This is a genomic window from Streptomyces silaceus (assembly GCF_001419745.1).
Lineage (GTDB): Bacteria > Actinomycetota > Actinomycetes > Streptomycetales > Streptomycetaceae > Streptomyces > Streptomyces silaceus.
Genome location: NZ_LIRJ01000616.1, coordinates 1 through 1991 on the forward strand (window position 1 = coordinate 1; position 1991 = coordinate 1991).

At 74.2% G+C, this 1991-nt stretch carries 1 protein-coding gene and 1 pseudogene; both read left to right on the plus strand.

Translation table 11 applies throughout. From position 1 onward, the window contains the following. Positions 1-390 precede the first annotated feature (390 nt). A complete protein-coding gene (locus tag AOK22_RS37755; RefSeq protein ID WP_425264117.1) occupies positions 391-1317 on the plus strand; it encodes an SDR family NAD(P)-dependent oxidoreductase in 927 nt (308 codons plus the stop codon). Between the two features lie 58 nt (positions 1318-1375). After that, positions 1376-1991: pseudogene (locus AOK22_RS37760) on the plus strand (hypothetical protein); the annotation flags it as partial.

Here is a 1991-nt window from a genome sequence, read left to right on the forward strand (position 1 = left end):
GTGGGGGTGCCGGATCGAGTGCCGGGTGGAGCGGGCGCGCAGGAGGTGCCAGGCGCTTCGGGCGGGGCTGTCGGTGGTCCGTAGGTGAGATGTCGGCGGGCGTTGGAAGGGTGAAGGTCCGACCTCGTGAGGGCGTGGTGCGTGGGTACGTGCGTGCGGCATGCGGCATGCGGCGTGCGGCGTGCGTGCGTGCGTGCGTACGAACGTCAGGAGCGGGGCGTCCGTCACGAGCGAGGGGCCAGCGTCATGTCGTCTACGTCACCCACGTCCACGTCACCCACACCACCCACATCCACATCGCCCACGTCCACGGCTGCCACGGCTTCGGCGGCTTCGGCGGCTTCCTGGGACGTCCTGCGGCCGCCGCGGGCCGAGGGCCGGGTCTTCCTGGTGACCGGGGGCAACGCGGGCATCGGGTACTTCGTCGCGGAGCAGCTGTCCGCGAGCGGCGCCACGGTCGTCCTGGGCTGCCGGGACCCGGCGAAGGCGGAGGCCGCCACGGATTCGATCCGCGTACGGGTGCCCGGCGCGCGGGTGCGGGCCGTGCGGCTGGACCTCGCCGACCTCTCGTCCCTCGACGCGGCCGTGGCGTCGCTGCGGGTGCCCCGGCTCGACGCCGTGGTCCACAACGCAGGCGTCGCCCTCGACCACCCGCCGCGCCGCGAGACCGCGGACGGCCATGAGCTCATGTTCGGCACCAACCACCTCGGCCACTTCGCGCTGACCGCCCGCCTGATGCCGCTGCTGTCCGCCGCGCCGGCGGCCCGCGTCGTCACCGTCGGCAGCTTCGCGGCGAAGTCCGAACGGCTGGACCTGGACGACCTCCAGTCCCGGCACGACTACCGGCCCAAACGGACCTACGGCCGTTCCAAGCTGGCGCAGATGCACTTCGGACTCGAACTCGACCGCCGGCTGCGCGCGCTGGGCAGCACGACACGAAGCGTCGTCGTCCACCCCGGCGGCGCGCTGGACTCGCTCACCCCGTCACGTCCGCCGATGCACGTGCGCGCCACCGCGGCGCGGCTGTACACGTGGCCCGCGGCCCTCCTCCTCCAGGGCAAGCACGCCGGCGCGTGGCCCGCGGTCCGTGCCGTGCTCGACCCGGAGGTCCGCGGCGGGCAGCTCTGGGGACCGCGCCGCTTCGCGCTGCGGGGCGCACCCCACCCGGAACCGGTGTGGAGCCATCTCACCGACACCGACGTCGCGTCCCGGCTGTGGGACGCCACCCGGGATCTGTGCGGGGTCGACCCCGTAGGTTCCCTCACCCCCGGCTCCGGGCTCCCCCGCGCGGGCGAGGGGGATACGTCCGGGGGCTGATGCCCGTCGGGCCGGTGCGGCCGAGGCTTGAACTCCGTTGGGCGAGAGGGGAGTTCAGGTGGGGACAGGGGAACGGTTGGGGCGCGTCGGCGCGTACGGGGCCGCGCTGGCGTTGACGCCGTATCTGCTGATCAAGGTGTCGTGGGTGATCGGCGCACTCGCCGGGATCGCGCCGGTCGGAGCCGGGTTCGGGCTCGCGGGGTGGGTGGCGCTGAACACCGTCACCATCGGGATGGCCGCGATCGGCATCGCGGTGGCGCTCGCGCTCGTACGGCCGTGGGGCCTGCGGATCCCGGCGAAACCGCTGGTCTTCGTCGCGTGGGTGGGGACGGGCTTCCTCGTGCCGCTCGTGCCGTACGGCGTACTGGACTCACTGCTCGGTACGGCGGGCGGTGAAGGTGCTTCCGGCGGCGGAGGCAGCGGTGACGATCCGTCGATGCCGTGGTGGGAGGCGGTGCTGGTGCAGATCGGGTTCGTGGGGATGGGCGTCGGGCTGGCCCTCGCCCTGCCCGCGTATCTGCGACGGCGCTGGCCGGAGACGTTCGCGGGGCGGGTCGGGGACGGGGGCGGGGGCGGAGACCGGAGCGGCCTCGGGCGGTGGGCCGTGTGGCCTGCCGTCACGGCCACCGCGATCGGTGCGCTGTGGCTGTACTGGGCCGCGGGCGGCACCGTGG